The 20,319-nt window shown below is 74.5% G+C and carries 18 protein-coding genes; 5 read left to right on the forward strand and 13 right to left on the reverse strand.

Annotated elements, in window-relative coordinates; all coding sequences use genetic code 11:
• Positions 1-56: 56 nt before the first annotated feature.
• The 3 genes from ACFVUY_RS10350 to ACFVUY_RS10360 are packed head-to-tail and all read right to left on the reverse strand — an operon-like array spanning position 57 to position 2,803.
• Positions 57-587, reverse strand: coding sequence for a MaoC family dehydratase (locus ACFVUY_RS10350; protein WP_387684542.1), 531 nt, complete (start codon positions 585-587; stop codon positions 57-59).
• Between the two features lie 18 nt (positions 588-605).
• Positions 606-1,841, reverse strand: a complete 1,236-nt coding sequence (locus ACFVUY_RS10355) for an aminotransferase class I/II-fold pyridoxal phosphate-dependent enzyme (protein WP_387684540.1) — start codon at positions 1,839-1,841, stop codon at positions 606-608.
• Between the two features lie 2 nt (positions 1,842-1,843).
• Positions 1,844-2,803, reverse strand: coding sequence for an HpcH/HpaI aldolase/citrate lyase family protein (locus ACFVUY_RS10360; protein WP_387684538.1), 960 nt, complete (start codon positions 2,801-2,803; stop codon positions 1,844-1,846).
• Between the two features lie 264 nt (positions 2,804-3,067).
• Between ACFVUY_RS10360 and ACFVUY_RS10365 the strand changes: the two genes are divergently transcribed.
• Positions 3,068-4,891, forward strand: a complete 1,824-nt coding sequence (locus ACFVUY_RS10365; RefSeq protein ID WP_387728897.1) for a hypothetical protein — start codon at positions 3,068-3,070, stop codon at positions 4,889-4,891.
• Between the two features lie 527 nt (positions 4,892-5,418).
• Positions 5,419-6,498 carry an inosamine-phosphate amidinotransferase 1 gene (locus ACFVUY_RS10370; RefSeq protein ID WP_387728900.1) on the forward strand — a complete coding sequence of 360 codons (1,080 nt, stop codon included), beginning with the start codon at positions 5,419-5,421 and terminating at the stop codon, positions 6,496-6,498.
• Positions 6,499-6,564: 66 nt separating this feature from the next.
• On the opposite strand, the gene ACFVUY_RS10375 is transcribed toward ACFVUY_RS10370, so the two are convergent.
• The 3 genes from ACFVUY_RS10375 to ACFVUY_RS10385 form a co-directional block, all read right to left on the reverse strand.
• Positions 6,565-7,380: an SAM-dependent methyltransferase gene (locus ACFVUY_RS10375; RefSeq protein WP_387728903.1), complete on the reverse strand. Its 816-nt coding sequence runs from the start codon at positions 7,378-7,380 to the stop codon at positions 6,565-6,567.
• Between the two features lie 121 nt (positions 7,381-7,501).
• Positions 7,502-10,282 (reverse strand): FxSxx-COOH system tetratricopeptide repeat protein, encoded by a 2,781-nt coding sequence (gene fxsT / locus ACFVUY_RS10380; RefSeq protein ID WP_387728906.1) that lies wholly within the window; start codon positions 10,280-10,282, stop codon positions 7,502-7,504.
• Complete coding sequence (locus tag ACFVUY_RS10385) at positions 10,279-10,707, reverse strand: hypothetical protein (protein ID WP_387728909.1); 429 nt, start codon at positions 10,705-10,707, stop codon at positions 10,279-10,281. The genes fxsT and ACFVUY_RS10385 overlap by 4 nt, the downstream gene beginning before the upstream one ends.
• 171 nt (positions 10,708-10,878) lie before the next feature.
• On the opposite strand from ACFVUY_RS10385, the gene ACFVUY_RS10390 reads away from it, so the two are divergent.
• Both ACFVUY_RS10390 and ACFVUY_RS10395 read left to right on the forward strand, forming a co-directional pair.
• Complete coding sequence (locus tag ACFVUY_RS10390) at positions 10,879-11,550, forward strand: hypothetical protein (RefSeq protein WP_387728911.1); 672 nt, start codon at positions 10,879-10,881, stop codon at positions 11,548-11,550.
• Between the two features lie 114 nt (positions 11,551-11,664).
• A complete protein-coding gene (locus ACFVUY_RS10395; protein WP_387728914.1) occupies positions 11,665-12,534 on the forward strand; it encodes a PIG-L family deacetylase in 870 nt (289 codons plus the stop codon).
• Positions 12,535-12,597: 63 nt separating this feature from the next.
• Here ACFVUY_RS10395 and ACFVUY_RS10400 read toward each other — a convergent pair whose 3' ends face one another.
• The 7 genes from ACFVUY_RS10400 to ACFVUY_RS10430 all read right to left on the reverse strand — a co-directional run bounded on the left by ACFVUY_RS10400 (position 12,598) and on the right by ACFVUY_RS10430 (position 19,100).
• The gene (locus ACFVUY_RS10400; protein ID WP_387728917.1) at positions 12,598-14,904 is read right to left on the reverse strand and encodes an SAM-dependent methyltransferase; all 2,307 of its coding nucleotides are present in this window, start codon (positions 14,902-14,904) and stop codon (positions 12,598-12,600) included.
• Between the two features lie 26 nt (positions 14,905-14,930).
• Entirely contained in the window at positions 14,931-15,230 is a 300-nt protein-coding gene (locus tag ACFVUY_RS10405) for a hypothetical protein (RefSeq protein WP_387728920.1), read from the reverse strand.
• A gap of 170 nt (positions 15,231-15,400) precedes the next feature.
• The gene (locus ACFVUY_RS10410; RefSeq protein WP_387684518.1) at positions 15,401-15,592 is read right to left on the reverse strand and encodes a hypothetical protein; all 192 of its coding nucleotides are present in this window, start codon (positions 15,590-15,592) and stop codon (positions 15,401-15,403) included.
• Positions 15,593-15,634: 42 nt separating this feature from the next.
• On the reverse strand, positions 15,635-15,985 hold the full coding sequence (locus tag ACFVUY_RS10415) for a hypothetical protein (protein WP_380554559.1): 351 nt from the start codon (positions 15,983-15,985) through the stop codon (positions 15,635-15,637).
• Positions 15,986-16,097: 112 nt separating this feature from the next.
• Entirely contained in the window at positions 16,098-16,289 is a 192-nt protein-coding gene (locus ACFVUY_RS10420; protein WP_380545120.1) for a hypothetical protein, read from the reverse strand.
• Between the two features lie 67 nt (positions 16,290-16,356).
• Entirely contained in the window at positions 16,357-16,539 is a 183-nt protein-coding gene (locus ACFVUY_RS10425) for a hypothetical protein (RefSeq protein ID WP_387684515.1), read from the reverse strand.
• A gap of 68 nt (positions 16,540-16,607) precedes the next feature.
• The gene (locus ACFVUY_RS10430) at positions 16,608-19,100 is read right to left on the reverse strand and encodes a S8 family serine peptidase (RefSeq protein ID WP_387728923.1); all 2,493 of its coding nucleotides are present in this window, start codon (positions 19,098-19,100) and stop codon (positions 16,608-16,610) included.
• A gap of 505 nt (positions 19,101-19,605) precedes the next feature.
• On the opposite strand from ACFVUY_RS10430, the gene ACFVUY_RS10435 reads away from it, so the two are divergent.
• On the forward strand, positions 19,606-20,316 hold the full coding sequence (locus ACFVUY_RS10435) for a BTAD domain-containing putative transcriptional regulator (RefSeq protein ID WP_387684511.1): 711 nt from the start codon (positions 19,606-19,608) through the stop codon (positions 20,314-20,316).
• Positions 20,317-20,319 lie beyond the last annotated feature (3 nt).

Consider the following 20,319-nt stretch of genomic DNA (forward strand, 5'->3'; position numbering starts at 1 on the left):
CCCTCCCCTCCCGCGTGCCGGGCCCGACGGTGGAGACCGTCGGGCCCGGCGCCGGGTCAGTACCCGGCGACCTCGTCCAGGCCGTGGCCGCGCAGCGGGACGAGGAAGCTGCGCTCGAACACCACCACGACCTCGCCGGTGGACTTCGTCCCGGTGGTGCGGCAGCGCACGATCCCCTGCCCGGCGCGGCTCTCGGAGAGCCGCTTGGCGAGGGTCTCCGTCTCCGCGTAGAGGGTGTCGCCGGCGAACACCGGGTGGGTCATCCGGATGTTCTCCCAGCCCAGGTTGGCGATGGTGCGCCCGCTCGTCGAGCGGGCGGTCATCCCGCCGACGATGCTGAGCGTCACCAGGCTGGAGACGATCGGCTTCCCCCAGGGGGTGTGCGCGCTGTAGGCGGCGTCGATGTGCAGCGGGGCGTCGTTCATGCTCAGCATGCTCATCAGCACGTTGTCGAGCTCGGTGACGGTCCGCCCGGGGCGGTGCTCGACCACCTCGCCGACCTCGAACTCCTCGTAGTAGCGCCCGACCACCTCGCGGTAGCGGCGCTCGCCGATCAGCCGGTAGCCGGCCGGTTCGGTGGTGTCCATCGCGGCTGCTCCCGGGTCCTAGAGGTCGGAGGTGAGTTCCTTGACATGGCCGGCGAACTCGCGGATCAGCCGCTCGTCCATGTCGGCGCGCAGCATCAGCCGCAGCCCGGCCTCGCCCTTGGGGACGATCGGGAAGAACACCGCGGAGCTGTAGAAGCCGCGCTCGAAGAGCTGGGCGGACAGCTTGACCGCCCGCTCGGCCTCCCCGACGTCGACCCGGCGCACCGGCAGGCCGTTGCCCGCGAAGGTGGTCGGCAGCAGCTCGTCGAAGAGCTCGATGTTGCGGGCCAGCGCTCCCTGGAGGTCGGCCAGTTCGGGGGAGCGGTGGATGGCGGCGCTGGCCAGCGAGGCGCCGACCATCGGCAGCGGGATGTTCTGCGACCAGCCGATCGGGCCGGCGTGCCGGTGCAGGAACTCGAACTGCTCCCGGTTGCCGAGCATCGCGACGCCGCCGCTGGTGCCGAAGGCCTTGCCGAGGCTCGCGGTGATCACCGTCAGCGGGTTCATCTCCAGCCGGGAGCGGACGTAGCCCTCGCCGCGCTCGCCCGCGATGGACAGCGAGTGGGAGTCGTCGATGTAGAGGAACAGCCCGTAGCGGTCCTGGAGTTCGAGCAGCCCGTCGAGGGCCGCGGTGCCGCCCATCGAGTAGGCGCCGTCGGCGACGTAGGCGACCCGCGGGTACTTGCGGCAGATGTCCTCCAGGTAGTTCAGGTCGTTGTGCGGGCAGGTCAGCACCAGCGACTCGTCCGCGCAGACCGGCTTCATGTACGCCATGCAGAAGTGGCAGAAGCGGTCGAAGACCATCACCCGGGGGCCGCCGCCGCCCTGACAGGTGCCGTCCAGGTGGCCGGAGGCGATCAGCGGCAGGATGCCCGCGGTGAGCGTGGTACAGGACGCCCCCGGCAGGATGTTCGCGCCGAACAGCTCGCCGAGCTCCTCCTCCAGCCGCACCAGCAGGTTGTGCCGGATCCGGGTGGTGGAGAGGACCAGCGAGGTGCTGCGGGACTCGGTCAGCGCGTCCACCGCGCCGGCCAGGACCGCGGGGTGGTTGTTCAGGCCCAGGTACGAGCAGGAGACCATGTTGGCGAACTCGTGGCCGGTCTCGCGGACGATCAGCCGGTTGTTGGACTCCGAGTCCGCGGTGATGCCGATCAGGCCGTTGGCGCCGGCCGCCTGCCAGACCGGGTCGGCGCTGGCCAGCATGGCCTCGGCATTGCGGTACCGGCGCGGGCCGAGGATGGATTCTTCGGTCATCGTCACTTCTCCGTCGCGTGGTTCGGGGGGTCGGTGGGCTCGTGGCCCTGCGGTTGGTGCTGCGCGTGCTGCGCGTGTTGCGCGCGGTGGGGGTGCTGCGGGTGGTGCGAACCGTCGGGCCGGGGCGGGTCGAACTGCTCGATCAGACGCTGCGAGGCCTCGAAGAACGGCATGCCGACCATCACCCCGTCCACCACGGTGACCGAGCGGCCGTTCTCCAGACCGGCCGCGACCACCCGGCGGGCGCGCTCAAGCAGTTCCTCGCCCGGGCTGAACAGCTCGTTGATCAGCGCGAGTTGGCGCGGGTGGACGGCGATCTTGCCGCTGAACCCGAAGTCCCGGGCGAGCCCGGCCTCCCGGCGCAGTCCGACGAGGTCGGAGACCTCGAAGAACGGTGCGTCCATCGCCTCCACCCCCGCGGCGCGGGCGCTGTTGACCACCCGGCCGCGGGCGTGGGCCAGGGCCTCCCAGGAGAGCCGGGCGCCGACCGCGAAGGCGTAGTCCGCCGAGCCGAAGACCAGCCCGCGCAGCCGGTGTCCGGCGGCCGCGATGGCGGGCGCGTGCTCGATGCCCAGCGGGGTCTCCACGACCGCCAGGAACTCCGTCTCCGGGCAGTCCGCGGCGAGCGCGCCGGCGGCGATCTCGATGTCCCGGGGGGACTCCGCCATCGGGATCAGCACCAGGTCCGGTTTGACGCGGTACCGGGCGATGGCGATCAGGTCGCGCAGCCCGTCCGGTCCGGACAGGGTGTTGATGCGCACCGCGCTGCGCGCGAGCTTGGCGGACGGGAGCGCGAAGAACTCCTCGGCCAGTCGACGGGCCTCCTCCTTTCGGGCGGGTGGGACCGAATCCTCCAGATCGACCATGGCGATGTCGGCCCCGGACTGATGGCTCTTGGTGTACCGCTCCACTGCCATCGCGGGTGTGGACAGGAGGGAACGGCAGTACCGCGTGAACTTCATGGATGTCTCCGAAGTCGCCGAAGGCTGCGGGGTCCGGTTCTATCCCACCGGCTTTGTTCGGCGCCGTACGGCTGGACATTGAACATCAACTCGGAACAACCGACCCGCGCGCACCATTGTTTGACGCCAACGGGTGCTGTGCATGATGAATAACCGGGGGATGGACACGAGGCGCACGCGGCGTGTGTGGCGCGTGGGCAGTCGAGGTTTCAGGACACCGCATCAACGGAGAAGGGGGCCGTAGTGCCGCGTCGGGAAAGTCCGTTGGACCCCGGGGACGGGCCGCTGCTGCGCTTCGCGGGCGATCTTCGGGCCCTGCGGGAACGCGCCGGAAGTCCGCCGTACCGTCAACTCGCCCTGCGGGCCCATTGTTCGGCGGCCAGCCTGTCGGTGGCCGCGGGCGGCCGGCGGCTGCCCAGCCTCGCCGTCACCGTCGCCTATGTGCAGGCCTGCGGTGGGGACGTGCGGGAGTGGCGGCACCGCTGGCAGCTGCTCGCCGCCGAACTGGCCGCCGACAGCGCGGCCCGGCGGCGCTCCCAGGACGCCGGAAGCGCCCCCTACCCGGGTGCGGCCGCGTTCGAGGCGGCCGACGCCGAGCGCTTCTTCGGCCGCGAGGCGCTGCTGGACCGGCTGGCCGCCCTGCTGGCCGAACGGCGGCTGGTGATCCTCTCCGGGCCGTCCGGGGCGGGCAAGTCCTCGTTGGTCAGAGCCGGTCTGCTGGCCCGGCTCGGCGGGGCTCCGGGCGCCGGCGCGGCGGCCGGGCGGAGAACCGGGGCCGGGGGCGGAGCGGGCCGGCCCTCGGCCGACGGCGGTGTCCCGGTGGCGCTGCTGACTCCCGGCGAACGACCGATGGAGGCGTACGCGCTCGCGCTCGCCCGGCTCGGGCAGCGAGTCGGGGAGAGCGCGCGGGGCGCCTCGGGGCCGACGGCCGGCGACCCGGTGCTGGTGGTGGACCAGGGCGAGCAACTGCGCACCCGCTGCCGGGACGCCGCCGAGCGGGCGCGCTTCCTGGACGCGCTGGTGGCGACCGCCGCGGGCGCCGCGAGGCAGGCGCCGGACGGGCTGCCGGTGGCGGCGCCGGCCCGGTGCCGGGTGGTGCTGGTGCTCCGCTCGGACCAGTGCGGGCCGCTGTTCGCCGAGCACCCGGGGCTGGCCGAGGCCGGCCGGAACGCGGTGCTGTCGGTGGGGCGTCCGGCGCCGGACGAGCTGCGGCGGGCGATCACCGAGCCGGCCCTGCGGTCCGGCTGCACCGTCGAGGGCGCCCTGCTGGCCGTCCTGATATCGACCGCCGCGCAGCAGCCGGGCGCGCTGCCGCTGGTGTCGACGGCACTGCTGGAGACCTGGCGGCGGCGCAGCGGCAACGCCCTCACCCTGGCCGGCTTCCAGGCGACCGGAGGTTTCGAGGGCGCGCTGGCCCGGACGGCGGAGTCGCTGTACAACGGGCTGGACCCGGCCGGCCAGGCCCGGGCGCGGGCGGTGTTCCTGCGGCTCGGCGGGGAGTTGCTCGGTGCCGGCGAGGAGGCGGCCGGCGGCGCGACGGCCCTGGGCGACGCACTGACGCCGGGCGGCGGGCTCTTATCGGGGGGAGACCTGGTGCCGGGGGGTGACGAGGGCGCCCGCAAGCCGGTCCGGCGGGCCGAGTTCGACGATCCCGGCGTGCCCGAGGTGATGGAACGGCTGGTCCGGGCCCGGCTCGTGGTGGTGGACCGGGACACCGTCGAGCTGTCCCACCACGCGCTGCCGCAGGCCTGGCCCCGGCTGCGCGGGTGGCTGGCGGAGGGCCGCGAGGCACTGGGCGAGCAGCGCAGGCTCTCGGCGGCCGCCCGGGGCTGGGAGGCCGCCGACCAGGACCCCGAACTGCTCTGCCGGGGTGTCCGGTTGGAGCAGCTCAAGCGGCGGGTGGCGGCCGGCGAGCTGGCCGCGGCCGGGATCGAGCGGGCCTTCCTGGCGGCCTCCGCCCGGGCGGAGGCCGCCGGCCGGCGCCGGGCGCAGCGCCAGAACCTGGCGGTGGCCGGGGTCGCCGCGGCGGGCGGGGCGCTGCTGGCCCTGGCGGGCGGGAGCCGGATCCGCCGGGCCTGGCGGTGGTGAGACCCGGAGCGCGGGGCCCGGTGGCGACGGCCGGTCCCACGGGCACCGCGTCCGGGCCGGCTGCCGGCCCTCGCCCGGGTCGGCTCCCGGGGGCGGCTCCCGGGGTCGGCTTTCGGGCCGTGGCCCGGGTGTTGATCAGCCTCGGCGCGGGGGAGTTGAACAACGGACGGGCCGACCGGAGGCCCGGTGAGGCGGCGCGTCCGGTGCCGATCACGGTCCTTGCGCCGCCGTCGGTTGTCCGGGTAGCTTGACAGGCGATCCCGGCCCTCCGAAATGCGAATTCGGCTGCCCGGCCGGTGATTTCCCGTAACGCCGTGGTCGGCCGGAGCCGCTCCGGCGATCAATCCGTCCCGATTTCCGTCGCTGTTTTCCGCATGTCCGGGGGACCCCGCTCCGCCGACGGCCCGCGGTCCTTCGGAGCCCACCGGGCGCTGCCGTCCTGTGGCGCGGTTCGAAGCCGCGCGGGTCCGAGCCGTCGCGTCCGCCGTCCTTTCCGCGTTTCCCCAAACCCGTGTCAAGGGAGAGTCATGTCCGATTCGGCCCGTCCGGTCCACAGCTGGGACGAATTCACCACACTGCGGGAGATCGTGGTCGGGACCGCCGCCGGCGCCCGGCTGCCCGAGCAGACCGAGCCGTCCTCCTGGCTGTCCTGCTTCCCGAAGACCAGTGCCGCCGACCTCGCCTCGATCGAGGCGGGCCCCTACCCCCGGCAGGTCGTCGAGGAGACCGAGGAGGACCTGGAGGCGCTGGTGGCCACCCTGCGCGGCCTCGGCGTCACCGTCCACCGGCCCGAGGCGGTCGACCACGCGGCCGGGTTCGCCTCCCCGCTCTGGGAGGCCGACGGCGGCTTCCACTCCTACTGCCCGCGGGACCTCACCCTGGTGGCCGGCGAGACGCTGATCGAGGTGGCGAGCCCGATGCGGCAGCGCTACTTCGAGGTGTTCGGCCTGCGCGGGCTCTTCCAGGACTACCTGCGCCGCGGCGCGCGCTGGGTGGCCGCCCCCCGGCCGCGGCTGGGCGACGAGCTCTTCGAGTTCGACGCGGACGGGCTGCCGCTGCTGGGCGAGGCCGAGCCGGTCTTCGACGCCGCGAACGTGCTGCGGCTCGGCCGGGACGTGTTCTACCAGGTCTCCCGCAGCGGCAACGAACTCGGCCTGCGGTGGCTGGAGTCCACCCTCGGCCTGCTCGGTGACGGGGGCCTGCGGCTGCACCCGCTGCGCGACATCTACGGGTACACCCACATCGACAGCACCATCGCGCTGCTGCGGCCGGGGCTGGTGCTGCTCAACCCCGAGCGGATCAGCCCGGAGACCGTCCCGGCGCCGCTGAAGGGCTGGGACATCCTGTGGTGCCCGCCGGCCGAGCCCACCGGGGACACGCCCGAGCACGCGCTCAGCGAGAGCTGGATCAGCATGAACCTGCTGATGGTCTCCCCGGACACCGCGATCGTCGAGTCCGGCCAGGAGAGCCTGATCAAGCAGCTGGAGCACGCCGGGATCACCGTCCTGCCGCACCGGCTGCGGCACTCCCGGGCGCTCGGCGGCGGCTTCCACTGCGTCACCCTGGACACCCGGCGCGACGGCGGGCTGGAGGACTACCTGTCCTGACCGGCACGTGCGGGGAGCCCGGCCGGCGGCGGCCGGCCGGGCCCTCGCGGACGGGGCCCGCGACGATCAGGACGTGCGGGCCAGTCCGCAGGAGATCAGCCGCTCCCACACCGACAGGTCGCCCTCGGCCGCGGCGCCACCGTTGCCCGGCGCGGGTTCAGGACGCCACAGCGGGCAGGGCACCAGCCCCGGTTCGAGCACGTCGAGGTCGCCGAACAGGGCGAGGATCTCCTCGTCGGTGCGCCAGCGGCCGCGGCCGAAGCTCTCCTGGAGCTTGCGCTCCATGCGCCTGGTCTCCTCGTTCCCGCCGGAGCGGAAGTGGGAGATGTAGACCAGGCTGCCCGGGGGCACCCGCTCCGCCCACCAGCGCACGAGAGCGGCCGGCCGCTCGGAATCCTCCAGGTGGTGCAGGACGGCGCTGAAGACGACTCCCACCGGTTCGCCGAAGTCGATCAGGCGCCGGACGTCGGGGTCGCCGAGGATCCCCTCCGGCTGCAGCAGGTCCGCCCGGACCAGCGTGGTGCGGGGGTCGGCGGCCAGCAGCGCCCGGCCGTGGGCGAGCACGGTCGGATCGTTGTCGACGTAGACGACGCGGGCGTCGGCGCGGTGCCGCCGGGCCACCTGGTGCACGTTCTCGGCCGTGGGCAGGCCGCTGCCCAGGTCGACGAACTGGCGGACGCCGTCGCCGGCCATGGCGCCCACCGCGCGGACCAGGGCCCGGCGGTTGGCGAACGGAATGGCCACCGAACCGGGCAGCTCGTGGAGGAAGAAGTCGCCGACCTCGCGGTCGACGGCGTAGTTGTCCGTGCCGCCGAGCAGGTAGTCGTACACGCGGGCGATGCTGGGCTTCGACCGGTCGATCCCGGTGGTGCCGTCGGTCATGGGGCCAACCCGTCCCTGGGATCCGCTGTCGCCCCGATGGTAGGAGAGCCGTCCCGGCCCGGCCCGGCACCACGCGCGGACCCGCCGGGCCACTGACCCGCCTGGCCACTGACCCGCCGGGCTACCGCCGCGGACCGGGATCGTCGCGCGTGCGCTGCGCTTCGGCCAGCAGGCCCGCCACCACGACGGAGACGGGGTGGTCCGTCCCGACCGCCTCGGTCAGCCCGGCGAGGGCGGCCCGGTACCCCTCGACGGCCGCGGTGAGGTCGCCCGCCGCCTCGTGCACCCGGGCCAGGGCGGCGCGGCTGCCGAGGGTGTCCGGGTGGTCCGGGCCCAGCAGCCGGGTGCGCTGCTCCAGCACGGTGGTGAGCAGCGACCGTGCCCGTTCCAGGTCGCCCGCGCCCCGGCAGGCCACCCCGAGGTTGTTGCGGGTGAGCACGGTGTCGCGGCTCTCCGGGCCGAGCACCCGCTCCTGTTCGGCGAGCACGGCCTCGAACAGCGGGACGGCCCGGGCGGACTCGCCCCGCCCGTGGTAGGCGACCGCGAGGTTCCCGGCGCTGCGCAGCGTGTCCGGGTGGTCCGGGCCGAGGACCTCGCGGCGCAGGCGGAGGGCCTCCTCGAACAGGGGGAGCGCCCGTCCCGGCTCGCCCGCCGCGTCATGGGCGGAGGCCAGCATGGAGAGGCTGGCCAGGGTGTCGGGGTGTTCCGGGCCGAGCACACCGGTGCGCTGGGCCAGCGTCGTGCGGCAGAGGTCGAACCCGGTCGCGATGTCACCGCTCGTCAGGCAGAGGTGGGCGAGGTTGCTCCGGCTGAGCAGGGTGTCGGGGTGCTCCTCGCCCAGGGCGTCGGCACGCCGGGTCAGGACGTCCTGGTAGATCTCCCCGGCCCGTTCCAGGTCGCCGGCCGCGTGGTGGGCGTACCCGAGGTTGCTCAGACAGCTGAGGGTGTCGGGGTGTTCGGAGCCGACGAGTTCCTCGAAGTCGGCCAGCACCTCCTGGTAGAGGGCGATCGACTGCCGGTAGCGGCCGACGGTCTCGTACGCCCCGGCGAGGTTGTTGCGCAGCCGCAGGCCGTTGAGCCCGGCCATGGGCCCTGGCAGGTCGTCGGGTCCGGTGTCGGCGGGGTCCCTGCCGAGCAGGTCCTCGTAGATCCCGATGGCCCGGTCGAACCGGCCGAGGGCCGCGTGGGCGCCCGCCAGGTCGCTCAGCAGGGTGAGGGTCCTGAGGTGGCCCGGGCCGAGGGCGACCCGGCTGTCGTCGGCGGCCCTCTCGTACTCCTCGACCGCCTGCTGGACGCTGCCGCGGGCCTGGTGGGTGGAGGCGAGGCTGCCGCGGATGTTGAGGGTGGTGAGGTGCCCGGGGCCGTGGACCCGCAGGCTCTGTTCCAGGAGCGGGCCGAGGATCCCGAGGCTCCGGTCGGGCCGGCCGGTCGCGAGGTGGACCCGGGCGAGTGCGGAGCGGGCCACCAGGGTGAACGGGTGCTCGGGCCCGAAGCCGTGCCGGATCTGGGCGTCGTACCCCTCGTACAGCGGCAGCGCCCAAGCGGTCTGCCCCCGGGCCTCCAGGTGCAGGGCGGCGCCGGCGTAGAGGTTGAACACCGCCGAGTCGCAGCTGTCCCGCGGGTCGGTCACGGCCAGGGCACGGATCTGGCCGACCAGGCGGGCCAGCTCGGCGGCGTCGGGGTCCTGGTCGGGCCCGGCCGGACGCACGGTCCGCAGCAGGGCCTGCTCGGCCTCGTGCCGGCCCCGGGGAGCGGCCCCCGCCGGCCGCCGGGCGAGGGCGTCGGCGCGCAGCACGCCCTGGACCAGCCGGTGCACCCGGACGTCGCGCCAGGCGTAGCCGATCATGCTGTAGGCGTACAGGACGCCGAGCGCGTCGTCGGCCGCGATCTCGTCCGGGGCCAGCCGGTACACCAGGTCGCGCGGGCAGCCGTCGGCGTCCAGCCAGGCCAGGGCGTGCAGGAGGTCGACCGCGACCGGGTCGTCCTCGGCGACCGCCGCCAGGGTGACCTGCCAGACCCTGGCGACGGTGCGCTGCGGGTCCCGGCCGGCCGGGGTCCTGGACAGCTGGAGCCCGAGCCGGCCGCGGTAGGCGGCGACGGTGGTGCGGGTCCGGCGCAGGTAGGCGCCCGCCTGGTCGAGGGCGAGCGGGAGGCCGCCGAGTTCCCGGGCCAGCTGTCCGACCTCCCAGCGGGACTCGTCGGACCCGTCCCACTCGCAGACCCAGGACCACAGCAGCTCGGCCGCATGCTCCTGGGGGAGGACGTCGAGTGCGAGCAGCGCGTCGCCGGAGTCGACGCCGACCGCGTCCCAGTCGTCGGCGAGCCGGGTGGTGACCAGGTGGTGCCCGCCGGTGAGGCTGCCCAGGAACGGCGCGAGGAGCGCCGGGTCCTCGACGTTGTCGTACACCAGCAGCCAGTTCGTGTGGTGCTGGAACCAGGCCAGCGCCCAGGCGGTCAGCTCCGGCCGCTGCGCGGTTCCGGCCCACACGGGGTTCAGCCGCCGGGCGACCTCGGCCAGGGCCTCCTCGACGGCCCCCGGGGAGGACGCCTCGATCCACCAGACCAGGTCGTACGCCGCGTGGAAGCTCTGGGCGTACTGCCGCGCCAGGGTGCTCTTGCCGACCCCGCCCAGCCCGTGGAGCACCGCGGTCGCCGCGCCGGGCCCGGTGCGTTCGGCGCTCAACACCTCCCGCAGCGCGGCCAGTTCCCGCTGCCGGCCGGTGAAGCGGCCGTTCGGCCGGAGCAGGTGGACGACGTCGACGGCCGGGGTGTCGGCCGCGGAGCGCAGCGCCTCGGCGGGCAGCACGATCGTCGTGACCTGGGTGACCATCAGGCCGTCGTTGGAGCTGTTGAAGTTGGCGATCTGTCCGGCGCCGCTGAAGTGGTGGGTGGGCGACGTCACCGGGTGTCGTCCCGGTGGACGACGGTCCTGCTGCTCATCGTCCCGCTGTTGCTGCCGGTGTTGACGACGGCCCCCTGGCCGCTCACCACGATGCTGACCGGCGCTGGCTGCGCCCGCGCCAGCAGCGCGGCCAGCTCCGCGAGCAGCTCAGGGTCCTGGTGGAGCGTGCGCCGCACGGCCTGCCGCAGCGCGCCCTGGGCATCCGCACCCGCGCCCTCCTCCGCGGCCTCCAGGACGTTCGTCTCCAGGTCCTCGCGCTGCCGCTGGTCGCGCCGGTTCCAGACGCGCTGGAGGATGCGCGTGCCCAGGCCCACGGTGGCGGTCGCGGCCGCGTCCTGCGCCTGCGTCAGCACCGAGTCGCCGTAGGCGGCGATCGCGGCGCCGATCGGCGGGCCGGCCAGTTCCATGAACGCGTCGAGCTCCATGGGCTCCCCCTCGAAATCCCGGACCGAACGCGGCCGGCCGGAGCGGGCCGGCCGCAGTGGATCGGCCACAGCGTAGGGAATCCGGGGGAGCGGCGGGTCCGGGACGGGCGAAACGATCGGTCTCGATCCGGTTGCGATCGGCTGACAGTGCCGCATGGCAGAGTCTGCCCCATGAACATCACTACCACGCTGCACAGTTGGGACGAGTCCGTCGCCCTGTTCGAGCGCCGCGGCCTGCCCGTCTCCACGTACGAGAACCTCTACGAGGAGTCGTACGACGTCCACACCGGCGCCCTGGCGATCGACGGGCACCTCGACCTCGACGCCGCGGAGCTGGACGGCACCGGCCTGGTCGTCGACGGCGACCTCGACGTCGGCGGCGCCGTCCTCACCGTCGACGACGGCTGCTCCGCGCTGATCGTGCTGGGCGACCTCCGGGCGGCCGCCGTGTACCTGGAGGGTGACGCCAAGCTGCTGGTCCGCGGCAGCGTCCACGTGGAGGCCTTCGTCGGCAACATGACGGACAAGCTGGTCATGGTCCACGGGGACCTGCGCGCCCGGGTCACGGTGCTGTCCGCCGGATTCGAGCCCGATTTGGTCGAAGGGACCCTGCACGGCCCCGTCCTGGCGCCCGCGTACCTCGCCGCCGCCTACTCGGCGCCCACCGGCGCCGAGGCGCCCGCCGCCGCGGCGGCGGTGCTGGTGCCCGAGGTCCTGAGCGCGGGCGCCGACGACGACCCCGACGGCCAGGGCGTCTTCGACACCCCCGGCGTCCACGGCGGACGGCTGCTGGGCCGCATAGAGGCCGGCCTGCCGGTCACCCTGGCCGCCGGACGTGGATAGCGGCCGTCTCGCGGATTGCCGGGTGCGCGACGCAGAACGGAACAACCCCGGCGACCACCCCGCCCGGTGGCGCAGACTGGGGCGAGTACTTTTCACATCGGAGGATGGATTTTCATGGTTGACCGGCCCTTGACGCTGATGGCGGTGCACGCCCACCCCGACGACGAGGCCACCGGGACCGGGGGTGTCCTCGCCCGGTACGCGGCGGAGGGCGTCCGCACGGTCCTCGTGACGTGCACGGACGGCCGGTGCGGTGACGGACCGGGCGGGGTCAAGCCGGGCGAGCCCGGCCACGACCCGGAGGCCGTCGCCGCGATGCGCCGGCAGGAACTGGAGGCCAGCTGCGAGGTGTTGAAGGTCAGCCACCTGGAGCTGCTGGAGTACGCCGACTCCGGGATGATGGGCTGGGCGAGCAACGACGAGCCCGGGTCGTTCTGGCGCACGCCGGTGGAGGAGGGCGCCGCCCGCCTCGCCGAACTGATCCGGCACTACCGGCCCGACGTGGTCGTCACCTACGACGAGAACGGGTTCTACGGCCACCCCGACCACATCCAGGCCAACCGCATCACCATGGCGGCGCTGGAGCTGACCGATCCGACGCCGAAGGTCTACTGGACGACGGCGCCGCGCTCGGCCATGCAGCGGTTCGGCGAGGTCATGCGCGAGTTCGGCGCGGACTGGGAGGAGCCGGAGGCGGCGCGGGAGCCCGGGGCGGCGGAGGAGCCGGAGGCGTCCGAGATGCCGGACATGTCGGAGATCGGCCTGCCGGACGAGGAGATCACCACCTGGGTGGACACCACCGCCTTCGGCGGCCGGAAGTTCGACGCCCTGGCCGCGCACGCCAGCCAGGGCGAGAACATCTTCTTCCTGAAGATGGGCAAGGAGCGGTTCACCGAGCTGATGGGCGTGGAGACCTTCGTGCGGGTCAAGGACACCACCGGCGCGGCCCTTCCCGAGAACGACCTCTTCGCCGGCCTGCGCTGATCCCCGTTCCCGTTCCCCTGTCCGTACGGACCCGGCCGTCGCCGGCCGGGTCCGTGCCGGGCGCTACCGGCCGCCCTCCCGCAGGGCCTGCTCCACGGTCCGCAGGGCGGTGGCCGACTGCTCCCAGCCGTGCCACCAGAACAGCCCGCCGTCGTGGCTCGCCCCGGCGGCGAGCGCCGTCAGGTGGGCCCAGGGACCGGCCGGGATGCCGAAGCGCGGCCGGGCGGCGAGCCGTCGGGCGGCCTCGTCGTCGACCGGGACCATGCCGAGCAGCGGGAACGGTTCGCCGTCCGCCGTCCGGCCGGTGCCGTGCAGCATCGGGTGCAGGGTGATCGGGTCGAGCAGCAGGGTGAGGTCGGCGGAGGGCAGGAGCTCCGGGCCGTCCCGCCAGCCGAGCCGCCGTCCGTTCGGCCCGGCCCCGGGGACGGGCCGGCCGTCGAGCACGACGCCGTCCGCGGCGACCTCCAGGAGGGCGCCGCCCGGGCGGTCGGGCAGCCGCAGCCGGTAGTCCCCGAACAGGCCCGGGGCGGCCTCCGCCACGGCGGCGGAGAAGGGGACGGTGACGCCGTCCACCTCGAAGCCCGCCGGTCCGATCACCACCGCGGCGGTGACGGGCTCGCCGTCGACGGTGACACGCAGACGCGGAGCCGAGCCGGGGGCGCCGGGTACGACGTCCACGCGCACGCCCTCGCCGCGGTACCCGCCGACGAGGTCGGCGAGCGGCGGCACCTCCGGCAGCGGGTACTCGGTCAGGCGCACCGCCGCGCCCGCGACGGTCCCGGTCAGCCGGCGCCGCCCGTCGCGGCCGAACTCCGTCCGCAGCTCGCCGCCGGCGCCGCCGTCCGCCGCGCGCCAGCGCAGCACGCCGTGGGCGTAGCGCGGGTCGGTCACCCGGCGGCCGTCGACGTGGACCCGGTGCCGGGGCGGGTCGGTCGCGCGGCCCAGGACGTAGACCGAGAGGCCGCCGTCCGCGGTGCCGTACAGGCCCGTCCACGGGTACAGGGCCCCGGCGAGGACGGAGTCCAGGTCCCGCCGGATCGACGGCCGGTCCGCCGCGCCGTCCCGCGCCAGCCGGCGGGCCTGCGACTTGCGGGTGAGCAGGGTGCGCACCCGGCGCGCCGCCTCCGGCCCGGGCCGCCGGGGGACGCCCCGGGCGGCGGCCTGCAGGGCCAGGTCCTCGCGCCGGGCCAGCAGGGCGCGTTCGTCGGCTCCGAGGTCCGGCGGGGCCCAGTCCGCGACGGCGGCCGCGGGATCCCGGACGTAGCGCTCGCGCAGGGTGCGGTCCTCGCCGAGGGCCAGGGCGAAGCGGGCGCCCGGGGTGTCCTCCTGCCAGTGGTAGCCGGCCGGGACGCGGAAGTCGGCGAAGCCGCGCAGGGCGGCGAGTTCGCGGGGGCCGTACGCGTCGACGACCCGCAGCGGGCCGTCGGGCGGGCGGACGGTCCGGCCGGGTTCGAGCAGGCCGAGGCGTTCGAGCACCCCCGGGTCGGCCGGGGCGGCGACGGCGGGCGGCAGGTACCAGGTGGAGGCGCTGGTGACGGTGCGCTGCACGGCCGGGTCGCGCAGGGCGGCGACGGTGTACCGGGCGGTGACGGGGTCGAGGCCCCGGTAGCGGGCGCCGATGTAGTTGACCACGGTGTGGTCCGGCCCGTAGACCTCCTCCAGCCGGTCCAGCAGAACGGGCAGGTGGCGGTTGGTGAACCCGGCGCGCCGGTAGTCGAGTTCGCCGACGATGCCGACCTGCCAGAGCACCAGGTGCAGGCCGGGGTCGAGGCGCCGGTCGCGGATCAGCAGGTCGGAGGCCTCGAAGGTCTGCATGCCGGGGGTGCTCGGGTCCACGCCGAGGTCGGCGCAGAGCACGTCCAGGGCGCTGATGCCCGGGCGCATCACGGCGGTGTGGCCCTCGCGGCGGGCGATCCGCACCGCGCGGTGGCTGGACAGCACGAAGATGCCCGGGTGGCCGTAGAAGACCGCCGCCACCCGGCGTCCGGCCCGCACGAAGTGCAGGACCGCCTCCGACATCTGGACGTACGTCAGATAGCGGTCCTTCGCGTCGTCGTAGAGGACGCCGAGGTCGTAGGCGTCCGGGCGCCAGGCGTTGATGCGCACGATCGTCGCGGGGTCGGCCACGCAGTGGAAGACGTGGTCGGCCTCGCGGAGCAGGCGCTCGTCGGCGCGGGTGAAGCCGGCGGCCTCGATGCCGGAGCCGAGGACGGTCAACTCGCCCTTCCGCGCGGACGGTTCACCGCCCGGCGGGCCGGCCGCGGCGATCGCGCGGGACAGTTCGGCCCACCGGTCCTGGTGCTCGCGGCGGGAGGGGAAGCGGTCGAAGGGGCGCGTGTAGCGGTGCGCGGCGGGGAGGTCGGGGTCCATGCGGCGGCGCGGGCCTTCAGCGGTCGTCAGCGGTCGGCGAGGCCGGGGAGGTCGACCACGACCGCCTGGGTGACCTGCGGCGGCAGCGCGTCCACCAGGAGCGGCGGGTCGAGCTGGACCGGCGGGTCGAACTCGAAGACGGCCTGGGTGCTCTGCGGCGGGGTCATCAGCACCGGCGCTCCGGACAGGAGGGCTCCCGGAGCCGGGGCGGCGTCCGCGACGGCGTCGCCGTCGTCGTCCAGGAGCAGGTCGATGTCCACGTCGATGTCCAGGACGTCGATGTCCACGACGTCGACGGGCGGGGCGCTGGCGGTCAGGGTGGTCATGGCGGTCACTCGTCCCCTCGGGGCCGCGGGCGGAGGCGGGTTCATGCTACTGAACGGACGTTCGGCCGGACAGGGGGTCGGGCAGCTGCGGAGCAGCGGAGTGCCGGCCGGGCGGCGGATGGGCCGCGCGGTCGGCACGGTAGGGACGAGGTGTCCGTGGGGGGATCCCGTCAGAGCAGCACGCTGGCGGCGATCGGGGCCACCGTCTTGATGATGTCCCAGAAGCTGTCGGCCTCGACGCCAGGGGTGGTGCCCAGGGCGCCGCCGCTGCGGTGGGTGCGGTCGATCGGAGGGGCCAGTCTGGGGAGCTGCGGGGTGGGGGACCACGCCCGGCGTTCCTCGCGGACGTTTTCCGTGGTCATGATCGTTCTTCCCTTCATGTGTACGGGGACGGCCGGCAGGGTTCAGTAGAGGCCTCCGATGGCGGGGGGTGGGGGCGGCAGGCAGCCGGGGGTGGGGGCGCCGCCGCAGGCCCAGGGGGCCGGGTCCGCGAAGCTGGGGCCGTAGATCCCTCCGGGGCCGTCCATGATCAGTGTGGTCGCGTGCTCGGTGGGATCGGCGTCCTCCTCCAAGGCGGGGGCCACCACGCTGGTCGGCCGAGGGCCGCCGGTGAATCCGACGGGCGCCCGGACGGGCCGCGCGGCCGCGTTCCGGTCGTCGCCGACGTCGACGGTCTCCTTGTACACCTTCAGGTACGCGTCGTAGCCGACCGTGCGGTCGATCGGCGGCACCTGGGGCGGCGGCTGCTCGTACATGGTCCTGTCTCTCCTGTTCGGTGCTCCGGCGACAGGCCGTACGAGGCGGTGTCACCGGGCGGGTGGCCGGCGACGGACCCTCCGGGGCCCGTCGCCGGCGCGGGGTGCCTCATCAGAAGATGCTGGAGGCCACGTTCGCCAGGGTGCCTGCGAGCTTGCCCCAGTCGAAGTCGGCCTCGACGCCGGGGGTGTTGCCCAGGGCGCCGCCGGTGCGGCGGGTGCGGTCCACCGGCTCCGCCAGCTTCGGGAGCTGCGGCGTGGGGGTCCACGTCCGGCGCTCCTCACGGAATTCTTCGTTGGTCATTTCCGCTCATCCCTTCTCGTCGTGCTGGTTGCACTCCGTCCTCGGCGGGGCCCGTCGGGGCGGGGCGTCAGAGGGCCGCGTAGCACATGCTCCGGGCGGGGCCGGTGAGGCCGGCGCAGGCCGACCGGGCCGGTACGACGCCCGGGCTGCCGGGCAGCGTTCCGGCCTCGTCCCGGCCGTCCCGGCGGACCGGTGGGGCGAGGACCGGCAGTCTCGGAGTGGGCTTGGGGAGCCCTGCGGGGGTTTTCATGATCCGTCTCCTCCTGGCGGGTGGCGTGGGGGCGTCCGGTCGGCGTGGACACCGACGGTGCCGGGTGCTCAGGACTCCAGGAACTGGTGGGCCGGCGCCAGGGTGACGGGGAACTCGTCGCTGACGTCGATCGTGAACAGCATGGAGACCCGCGCGCGCCGGTCGTCCTCGGGGTCGAAGAAGGTCACCTTCACGTCCTGGCAGTCCGATCCCATGCGGCAGTACGGGCTCTTCGCGACGGAGATGGTGTCGATGCAGTACAGGGAGATCGGCTTGCCGGCCTCCGTCACGGTGCTGGGGATGCTCTGGCCCAGCAGCATGGCCTTGCTGATCGGGCCGGCGATCGAGAACGCGTTCGTCCCGGCGGAGTTCAGCGCCCGGTCGGCGGAGGTCTGCCCGAGGTTGCGGAACTGGTAGTAGACCTTGTCGAGGAACGCGTCCATGGTCTTGCGGACGTAGGTCTCGTCGACCGTCAGCGACTCGTGGTGCGCCTGGCCCATGACGGCCTTCACCACGGCGTCCACCAGCTGCTTCTGGTACCAGATGTAGACGCCGCGGCTCTTGACCTCGACGACCGGCACGACCTGTCCGGAGAACAGCCGCACGGTCCGGTCGGTCAACCGGCCGGGTATCGAGATCCGGGAGATGTAGCCGTCCTCGTCCTGGGTGTACTTGTGCTGGCCGAGGTAGGCGTCCCGGAAGGACCGGTAGATCGTGGACACCGGGGCGGCGGGCGCGGCGAGTGCCAGCAGGGTGTCCGCGAGCTTGCTGCGGTCGTTGACGATCGCCTCCACCTCCTCCTTCGTCCCGAGCTGCACCAGGGGGTTGCTGGTCCAGTCCATGCCGGCCGCGGGTTCGGCCTCCATCGCGTAGACGGGTGTGCTCTCCAGGTTCAGCGTCCAGGTGACCTTGTCGGAGGCCCACGGGTTGGCGGTCAGGTACCTGTGCAGCTGGTCGGCGTCGTAGGGATTGGCGGGCAGTTCCTTCGTCACACCGGGCTTGCCTTCGACCGGCACCTCGACGGGGTCCATCAACTGGCGGAAGCTGTCCCGGCGGGCCTCGGTCAGGAAGTCCACGCCGACCTGGCCGATCGCGAACACCAGCGGGCGGTTGTTGGTGGAGGCGCAGGAGGGCCGGACGCCGCCGCCCGACGGTGCGCCGCCCGACGGGACGGCCCCTGGCAGCCCGGCCCCCGAGGGCCCGCCGCCCTGGCACGCGCAGGGGGCCGCCGGGGCCTGGCCGGACACCGTCGCGCCGGTGGACGGCGCGGGCGCGGCCACGGCGGGCGCGGTCAGTGGCATGGGCGGCGGGACGGCGGTGGCGCCCGCGGGCTGGGCGCCCGCGGCGGTGGCGCCCGCCACCCCGGTGACGGCTCCGGCCGGGGGGAGGGCTTCGTACGGTGCGCTCTGCGCGGCGGGTGCGGCCTGGAAGGCCTGGACGGCCTCCGGGCCCGGGACGGCCTGCGCGGCCGCTGCGACCTGGGGGGCTTGAACGGCCTCGGCGGTGGCGACGGGAACGCTCTGGGTGTCCATGGTGCTGGCTCCCTCGTGCGAGTCGTAAGGGGAGGCCCCGAGCAGCGAGGGTGCGCCGGCCGCGGCGGCCCCGACCTCGGGGGAGGGGATGGTGCGGCGGGCGGCGTCCGCCGTGGTCCCGGCACTGGCCGGCCGGTCCGTCAGGTCTCCTCGGGTGATCAGCTCGTAGGCCCGGGCCGCGTCCAGGTGGCCGACCAGCCGGCGCCGGCACTCCGGTGCGTCGACGGGTGCGCAGGGCACGGACCGCGCGCCCTGCAGCAGCGCCCGGCGGGCCGCCCGCGGGTCGGGCGGGCGCCCCGCGCGCACCTGTGCGGCGACCAGCAGGGCGGCGACCCCGGCCACCAGCGGTGTGGCGAAGCTGCTGCCGGTGAGGGCGCCGCCGCCCCCGCCCGGGGCGGCGCCCTCGATGTCGCTCCCGGGGGCGAGCACGCCGTGGGTGGCGTACGCGGAGCCCCAGTTGCTGATGTCCAGCGGCTCGCCGTCGGGTCCGGCCGCGCCGACGGCGAGCACCGTCGGGACGGAGGCCGGCACCTGGGCGCAGTCGCAGCCGTCGTTGCCGACGGCCGCGACCACCAGGACCCCGTTCTCGTCGCACACCCGCAGCGCCCGCTCCAGCACGGGGTCCGGCTGGGCGTCCGTGCCGGCTTCGCCGCCGCTGATGTTGATGATGTGCGCCCCCTCCTGCACGGCGCGTTCGACGGCCCGGGCCAGGTCGAGCTGCGGCACCCGGCCTTCGCCCGCGTCCGTGAAGACCGGCAGGACCAGTCCGCGGCAGCGCGGGGCGATCCCGGCGTACGGACCGTCGGGCCGGCCGAAGAGCAGGCTCGCGACGTGGGTGCCGTGCAGCGACATCGGGCCGTTGCCGGCCGGTTCGGCGACGAGCGTGTCCAGCCGGGTGACGTCCGCGCCCGCGAAACAGGGGTGCGACAGGTCGACGGGACCGTCCAGGACGGCGATGCACACGGCCGGGTCGCCGAGGAGTTCGTCCTCGGGGGCGCGGACGTCGTGCAGCACCGATCTGGCTTCCATGGGGAATCGCCTTCCGGTGTCGGGCGGGGCGTCGGGTGCGCTCCACCGGGCAACAGGTGGTGCCAGTCAACGGCGCGGCCGTCGCGGGAGTGTGCCGGGGAGCGTCACAGCCGGCGCGCGGGTGTCGTCGCCGGCGCGTCGTGTCCTCGTGACGGATCCGCCGCGGCCGTTCGCCGCGTCACGGCCCGGTCGATGCACGCGCCGTGACCGTCGGCGGTCCCGCGGGCCGGGCCGGATGTCCACGACGGACCGACGAATCCTCCAACACCCGTTCGGGGGCGGCCCATTAGGGTGTCGGCCGGTCGACTGCGGGGCGTTGCCGTCACGGTCGGCGACGACGGCCGTGACGCCCGGGCGGCGTCACCGTGACGCCGTCACAACGTGCGTGCGACGCACGCGCGACGGTGCTCCGGGGCCGGACGGACATGGCCGTGACGGGCCCCGGCCGCAACCGGGGCACGTCCGAACGGGTGCGGGCGACGGACTGTCGGGACAGAGTGGGGGTGTGTTGTGGGACGGACCGGGCATCGAGCTGCTGCGGGGCTTCGAGGCCACCGACGCGGGACGCTGTGTCTCCCTTCCGGTGAGTGCTCAGCACCTGCTGGCGTTCCTCGCCCTGCACGACGGCGGCGTCCAGCGCGGGGCGGTCGCCGAACGGCTCTGGCCGGACTGCACCCAGCACCGCGCGGCCGCGAACCTGCGCACCGCCCTCTATCACGTGCGGCGCGGCCGGGCCATACCGGTCGAGAGCCCGGGGCAGTGGCTGCGCCTTGCCCCGGCGGTCCGGGTGGACCTGCGGTCGGCGCGCTGCTCCGCACGGCAGGTCGTGTCCGGGCTCGACCGGTTGCCGGTCAGCTGCGACGACATCGTGGACGACCTCGCCGCCGAGCTGCTGCCGGGCTGGGAGGAGGAGTGGCTGACCCTGGAGCGGGAGCGGTGGGACCAGCTGCGGCTGTACGCCCTGGAGGGGCTGGCGCACCAACTGTGCGACGCGGAGCGCTATCTGTCGGCGCTGCAGACCGCGCTGGCGGCGATCGCCATCGACCCGGTCCGTGAGACGGCCCACCGGATCGTGGTCGAGGTGCACCTCGCCGAGGGCAACCTCGCCAGCGCGTTGCGCTCGTACCAGCACTACCGCTCGTTCCTGCAGCGGGAGCTCAACGTCGCCCCCTCGCCGAAGATGACCGGACTGGTGCGGAACCTCCAGCGGATGTGACGG

Origin of the sequence: Kitasatospora sp. NPDC058063 (assembly GCF_042885395.1) — a bacterium.
In the GTDB taxonomy this organism is placed as follows: Bacteria; Actinomycetota; Actinomycetes; order Streptomycetales; family Streptomycetaceae; genus Kitasatospora; species Kitasatospora lactacystinica.